This window comes from Burkholderia sp. LMG 13014 (genome assembly GCF_905232215.1).
Taxonomy (GTDB): Bacteria; Pseudomonadota; Gammaproteobacteria; order Burkholderiales; family Burkholderiaceae; genus Burkholderia.
Genome location: NZ_CAJNKE010000322.1, coordinates 1 through 6,835 on the forward strand (window position 1 = coordinate 1; position 6,835 = coordinate 6,835).

At 67.7% G+C, this 6,835-nt stretch carries 7 protein-coding genes; 1 reads left to right on the forward strand and 6 read right to left on the reverse strand.

Translation table 11 applies throughout. The features are described 5' to 3' along the window. From JYJ84_RS24660 to gtdA, 5 genes are all read right to left on the reverse strand, one after another. Positions 1-1,148 (reverse strand): MFS transporter (locus tag JYJ84_RS24660; protein ID WP_205189566.1); only part of this gene is annotated, 1,148 nt, incomplete at its 3' end. A gap of 80 nt (positions 1,149-1,228) precedes the next feature. Further along, entirely contained in the window at positions 1,229-2,437 is a 1,209-nt protein-coding gene (locus JYJ84_RS24665; protein WP_175222571.1) for a 3-hydroxybenzoate 6-monooxygenase, read from the reverse strand. A gap of 19 nt (positions 2,438-2,456) precedes the next feature. After that, entirely contained in the window at positions 2,457-3,098 is a 642-nt protein-coding gene (gene maiA / locus JYJ84_RS24670; protein WP_175222570.1) for a maleylacetoacetate isomerase, read from the reverse strand. 25 nt (positions 3,099-3,123) lie between these two features. Beyond that, positions 3,124-3,822 (reverse strand): fumarylacetoacetate hydrolase family protein, encoded by a 699-nt coding sequence (locus JYJ84_RS24675; RefSeq protein ID WP_175222569.1) that lies wholly within the window; start codon positions 3,820-3,822, stop codon positions 3,124-3,126. A 110-nt stretch (positions 3,823-3,932) separates the two neighbouring features. Continuing rightward, positions 3,933-4,976: a gentisate 1,2-dioxygenase gene (gene gtdA, locus JYJ84_RS24680; RefSeq protein ID WP_175222568.1), complete on the reverse strand. Its 1,044-nt coding sequence runs from the start codon at positions 4,974-4,976 to the stop codon at positions 3,933-3,935. Between the two features lie 164 nt (positions 4,977-5,140). Between gtdA and JYJ84_RS24685 the strand changes: the two genes are divergently transcribed. Further along, complete coding sequence (locus tag JYJ84_RS24685) at positions 5,141-6,085, forward strand: LysR family transcriptional regulator (protein WP_175222567.1); 945 nt, start codon at positions 5,141-5,143, stop codon at positions 6,083-6,085. A 58-nt stretch (positions 6,086-6,143) separates the two neighbouring features. Here JYJ84_RS24685 and JYJ84_RS24690 read toward each other — a convergent pair. Beyond that, on the reverse strand, positions 6,144-6,835 hold a 692-nt coding region (locus JYJ84_RS24690), incomplete at its 5' end, for an FAD/NAD(P)-binding oxidoreductase (protein ID WP_205189567.1).

Genomic DNA, 6,835 nt, shown 5'->3' on the forward strand with positions numbered 1-6,835 from the left:
ACGCCGGTGGTGCGGCACTCGGTCGGATAGAACGCGGCCGACAGCGCATTCGCGCCAACCTGCGAACCCGACACGCAGAAGCCCGCCGCGAACACGGCGAGCGCGGCGCCCCACGGCGACGCGGCAAACATGCCGATCGCGGCGACGAATATGCCGGCCGCCGCGTAGCTGCAGGCCAGTACGCGATGCGGGTCGAAACTGTCCATCAACCCACCGAGGACGATCGCACCGAGCGTGCCGCCGACCTGGAACATCGCGGTGACGCGCGCGGCCGTCTGCAGCGTCGCGCCGGTCGTGCGCAGCAACGTCGGCAGCCAGCTCGACAGCAGGTAGATCACGAGCAGGCTCATGAAGAACGTGAGCCACAACAGCAGCGTGCCGCGCAGCAGGTCGGCGCCGAACAGGCGGCCGAGCGGCGATCCGGCCGGCTTGCCGGCGGGCGCGATGAACGATGCGTTCAGAAGATGCGGATCCGGCGCAATGCGCCCCAGCATCGCCGCGATCCGTTCGCGCGACGCGCCTGTGTTGACGAGATAGCGCACCGATTCCGGCAGCCGCCACGCAAGCACCGGCAGCAGCAGCAACGGCGCCGCGCCACCGACGACGAGCACCGCATGCCAGCCGTGGTGTTCGATCAACGACGCAGCTGCGAGCCCGCCCAACGCGGAGCCGATCGTGAAGCCGCAGAACATCGTCGTCACCAGCAGCGAACGGCGCCGTGCCGGGCAGTATTCGGACGTCAGCGTGATCGCATTGGGCATCGCGCCACCGAGCCCGAGCCCGGTCACGAAGCGCCACGCGATCAGCTCGGTCAGGCCGCCCGCGCTCGCCGACGCGGCGCTCGCGATGCCGAAGCACGCCACGCAGGCGAGCAGCAGGCGCTTGCGGCCGAACCGGTCGCCGAACGGCCCGAACACGAGCGCGCCGGCCATCAGCCCGGCGAGTCCCGCGCCGAACACCGGTGCGAGTTGCGCGGGCGACAGGCCCCATTCCGCGCGGATGACGGGCGCGATGAAACCGATCGATGCAGTATCGAATCCGTCGATCGCGACGATCAGAAAGCACAGGACGACGATCGCGGCCTGAAACGGCGCAACGCGATGCCGGTCGATCCATTCGCTGACGTCGATGGACAGCGTATCGGCCATGATGGTGTCTCCTCCAGGAAGGCGGTCGCGCGTCGTGTCGTTGAAATGCGCGCCGCCGGAATCGGGCCAACCGCGCCGCGTTACGCGACGGACGTCAGGCAATCCTCCGCGCGCCAGCCGTGCAGCCAGTCGAGCGCGTCGTAGAACTGTGCCTGCGTGCGGCCGACCCAGAGCCCGTTGCGCACTTGCCGCTCGACGCCCTTCGCGTGATAGATCCGCCCCATCTCGCGCGCCGAATACAGCACGCGCGCGGTGCGTGGAATCCGCGCGCGCTCGTACAGCGCGAACGCGGCCTCGAAGTCGCCATCGGTCCGGGCCACGGCCGCGCCGAGCGTCACCGCATCCTCGAGCGCCTGGCACGCGCCCTGCGCGATGTATTGCGTCATCGGATGCGCGGCGTCGCCGAGCACCGTCGCGCGGCCCGCGCTCCAGCGTTCGACCGGATCGCGATCGGCGGTCGCCCAGCGCTTCCACGACGTCGGCCGGTCGAGCATCTGCTTCGGCAGCGGATGGACGCCGTCGAAGTACGACAGCACTTCTTCCTTGCTGCCCTCGCGCACGCCCCAGGTTTCCTGCTCGCGGCTGTGGAACGTGACGACGAGGTTGTATTGCCGCCCGCCGCGCAATGGATAGTGGACGAGATGGCAATGCGGGCCGGCCCACACGACCGGCGCATTGATCTGCAGATCCTGCGGCATGTTGTCGACGTCGACCACCGCGCGATACACGACGTGGCCCGTCACGCGATGCGCGTCGCCGATCAGCGCATGACGAATCGCGGATTTCACGCCGTCGCAGCCGATCACCGCATCGGCGCGATACCGTTCGCCGTGCTGGTCGGTCACGGTCACGCCGTTGCCGTCCTGCTCGAAGCCGCATACCTGCGTGCTCGTCCGGAATTCGATCAGCGGATGATCCTTGACCGCCTCATAGATCGACAGGTGAATGTCCGCGCGATGAATCACCGCATACGGATTGCCGAAGCGCTCGCGGTACGCGGCGCCCGTATCGATGCGCGCGACCTCGCGTGCATCGATCGCGTCCATCAGCTGTAGCCAGTCGGTGAACACGGCCCGGCTGCGCGCGGCCTCGCCGACACCCAGCGCGTCGAGTGCGTTGAACGCGTTCGCCGCGAGCTGGATCCCCGCGCCGATCTCGCCGATCTGATCCGCCTGTTCGAGCAGCTTCACGCGAATGCCCTGGCGCGCGAGCGCGAGCGCCGTCGCGAGCCCGCCGATGCCGCCGCCGATCACCAGCACGCGCCGGCCGTTGTGTTGTGTCTCACCCATGTCTGTCTCCTGCTTCGTGTTACGCGACGTAATCCAGTTGCCGCTGTGGCTGTGCTGCCTCGAAAGCCGGCTCGCGCCGCGCGTGCTCGAAAACTGCGAGGCTGCGCGGATACGCGCTCAGGTCGCAATCCATCCGCAACGCGTTCGCGACCTGCGGTACGAGGCACACGTCAGCCAGCGTCGGCGTGTCGCCGAAGCACCACGGGCCTGTATCCGCACGCGCGAGCAGCCGCTCGACGCCGGCCATCCCTTCCGCGATCCAGTGCCGGTACCACGCGGTCTTCTGCTGCGGCGTGACCTTCAGTTCGCTGTCGAGATAGCGCAGCACGCGCAGGTTGTTGACCGGATGGATGTCGCAAGCGATCAGCGTCGCGAGTTCCAGCACGCGGGCGCGGTGCTGCGCTTCGAGCGGAATCAGCCGGGGCTCCGGATGCAGCTGGTCGAGGTAATCGAGGATCGCAAGCGACTGCCCGAGCCGGAAATCCCCGTCGACCAGCGCCGGCACCACCGCCGACGGGTTCACGTTCGCGACGTAGGTCGCTTCGCGATGCTCGCCGGTGCGGATGTTCACCGGCAGCGTGTCGTACGACAGCCCTTTCAGCGCGAGCGCGATGCGCACCCGGTAGGACGTCGAACTGTTGAAGAAGCTATGCAGTTGCACGATGTCGCCTTTCCTGGAAGATGCGTCAGACCACGCGCACGGTCAGTTCGCCGAGCCGTTCGACGCCGACCTTCATCACGTCACCCGCAACCACCGCGCCGACGCCTTCAGGTGTGCCCGTGAAGATCACGTCGCCCGGCTCGAGACGGAAGAACTTCGACAGGTCGGCCACCGTTTCCGCGACCGACCAGATCAGGTGCGACACGTCGCTCTTCTGCTTGGTCGCATCGTTGACGGTCAGCCACAGGCCCCCCTGCTCGAAATGACCGACGTCGCTTGCCGGATGCACGGGCCCGATCGGTGCGGAACGGTCGAATGCCTTGCCGATTTCCCACGGCCGCCCCATTTCGCGCATCTTCATCTGCAGGTCGCGACGCGTCATGTCGAGGCCGACCGCGTAGCCCCACACGTGTTCGAGCGCGCGCTCGAGCGGAATGTCCGCACCGCCCTTGCCGATCACCGCGACGAGTTCGGCTTCGTAGTGATAGTTCTGCGTCTGCGACGGATACGCGAGATCGAGCGTTTCGCCGTACGCGACCGGCACGACCGAATCGGCCGGCTTGCAGAAGAAGAACGGCGGCTCGCGATCGGGATCGAAGCCCATTTCGCGCGCATGGGCCGCGTAATTACGGCCGACGCAATAGACGCGGCGAACCGCAAATTGGGCATCACTGCCGGCAACGGGCAGCGCCACGGGCGCTTCGGGCGGGAAAACGAAAGTCATGAATGGCTCCAGCATCAATACGAATGAAGGGGCGCGCCGCGGTGACGGCGCACGGGAAACGGGAAACGGGAAACGGGAAACGGCAAACGAATCGTCGAAACCGGCCGGCGTCAGTCGCGCGCTTCGCGCAGCAGGTTCAGCGCGGACAGCACGGGCCGGTCGGAATAGCTGAACAGCACGCTGTCGGACGACGCCGACAGCCGCACGGGCACCCACGACGGCGCGACGAAAATATCGTGCGGCTCGAATTCGAATGCGTTGCCGCCGATGTGCGCGGTGCCGCTGCCTTCGACGACGCAGTAGATGGTCGCGTCGGTGCTGCGGTACGTGCGGCCGTCGAAACCGGCGGGCAGGAACTGCATGAAGGTGGCGATCGTCGGCATCGGCCAGCCACCCGTCGCGGGGTTCACATAGCGCAGCTTCACGCCGTCCCACGCGTCGAGCTCGCCGTTCCGGTACAGCGCGTCGAGCGCCTCGCGGGTGCGCGCATACGGATAGCTGAAGATCGGCGACGTCGGATCGCTCGCGCGATGCCGCACCGGCACCATGTTGTGACCGAAGCGCGCGAAGCTGTCGCCTTCCGGGCGGCTGATCGGCTGCACGGCTTCCGGGTAGTTCTCCGCGAAGCCCGCGTCGAGGTTTGCAAGCAGCGGAATGTCGAGCCCGTCGAGCCACACGACCGGCTCGCCGCCCGCTTCCTCCGACGGGTTGCCGTGGTCGTGCCACGCCCACGACGGCGTGATGATGAAGTCGCCCGGATGCATCGTCGTGCGCTCGCCGTTCACGGCCGTCCACGCGCCGCACCCTTCGACGATGAAGCGCAGCGCCGACTGCGTATGCCGGTGGCTCGGCGCGATCTCGCCCGGCAGGATCAGTTGCAGCCCCGCGTACAGGGTCGGCGTCATGCTCGACTTGCCCAGCAACCCCGGGTTCTCCAGCACCAGCACGCGACGCACGGCCTCCTCCGCGCTGATCACGCTGCCGGCCTGCATCACGAGGTCGCGCACCTGTGCGTACTTCCAGATCGCGGCCTGCGCGGCCGGCTGCGGGGATTTCGGCACGAGGTTGTGCAGCGATTCCCACAGCGGCGCCAGGCGTTGCTCGGCGATCCGTGCGTAGTAGGCGGCGCGCGACGCGTCCGGCTGGGTCGTCATGATGTCTCCTTGGAGTCGGCCGATCGGCGTCGGCGCTATGTCGGGGCGAGGACCATGAAGCAGTCCGTTAGCTGATTTATATTCGACCAAGACATACCCGGTAAAATGGTCAAATCATCTGATCCATATGATTCTGGATATACCTACTCGCGACGAGGCATGCGATGGACTGGACCCACCGGCTGCGACTGCGGCATCTGCAGGTACTGTTGAGCCTTGCCGTCACCGGCAATCTGAGCCAGTCGGCGGTGGCGCTCGCGACCACGCAGCCCGCGCTGTCGAAATGGCTGAAGGAACTGGAAGAGGATGTCGGGCTGCCGCTGTTCGAGCGGCATGCGCGCGGCCTGCGACCGACGCCCTACGGTGAAGCGCTGATCGAGCACGCGCGCCGCGTCGAAGCGCAGCTCGACGTCGCGCGCGACGACATGGCCGCGCTGCGGGAAGGCGGCAGCGGCCTCGTGACGATCGGCACGTCGGGCGTCGCGGCGGCTGACACGGTGCCGCTCGCGGTGTCGCAACTGCTGAAACGCATGCCGCGCGCGCAGGTTCGGATGACCGAAAGCACGATGAACCAGCTGATGCCGCAGCTCGCGCGCAGCGAACTGGATATCGTCGTGGGCCGTTCGGGGTCGACATCCGTCGATCCGCTGCTCCACGCCGAAGCGCTGTATGTCGATCCGGTCGTGTTCGTCGCACGGCCCGACCATGCGCTCGCCGGCGCGGCGTCGGTCGGCTGGGACGACGTGCTCGCCTATTCGTGGATCGTGTGGCCGTCGGGCACGCCCGTGCACAACGCGCTGGAGGCCGCGCTGACAGCCGCCGGCCGCGTGCGGCCGCCGCACTGCGTCGAATCGAATTCGTCGATCCTCAACCTCACGCTGCTGAACAACACCGACCTGCTCGGCGTCGCGTCGCACCGCGCTGCGCAGCGCTTCGCGCAACTGAACGCGATCCGGATCCTGCCGATGCAGCTCGAAGGCCAGGGCGCGGTGTCGATGTACTGGCACCCCGACAGCGCGAATCGCGCGGCCGTGGCCGCGACGATCGAGTGCCTGCGTGCCTGTGCGGCGCCGCAGGTCGGCGGATGGGAGAAAGTGAAGGCGGATTGAAAGTGGCTCGGCCCGGCGTCAACCGGGCCGAGCCACCACGACGTCGCGATGCATCACATCACGCGCCGTCGCAGGATGCCGTGCCGTCCAGCATCAACGTGCCGACCCGCGCGGGCACGAGCGGCGTGCGCGGTATGGGCGGCGTCCAGCCGAAAAGTGTCTGAGCAGCCGCGCCGCACACGCGGCCCTGACACGCGCCCATCCCGCAACGGGACTGCAGTTTCGCGGCCGTCCAGCCCGGCGCTTGCGCGACTGCATCGAAACGCACGTCTTCACAGCGACACAGCAGCGTATCGGGCCGCGCAAGCCGGCGGATTGGCTCACGGATCGCGAAGCGCTCGCGCACGGCATCGGCAAACGCCTGCCAGTGTGCTCGCTGCGTAACCAGCGCAGCCAACGGCGCCGTCTGCCCGGTCGCCGCCAAACCGGCGATCTCGCCTTCGACCATCGCAAGTTCGCTGCCGCCGACACCCGTGCACTCGCCTGCCGAGAAAACCCCGGCACGGCTCGTGCGCTGGTGCGCGTCGACCGCCACCGCGCCATTGTCGGTCCGGCAGCCCAGATGGCTCGGCAGCACGGTATTCGGCACGAGGCCGAAGCCGCACGCGAGCCGATCGCAATCGACATCGAACTCGCGATCGCCCTGACGAATCCGCACGCGTTCGAGCCGCTTGTCACCGAACGCTTCGACGACATGCGCATCGGGCCGATAGGCGGCCGTGACGAGTTTCGCGGCCTGCGCGAGCTTCG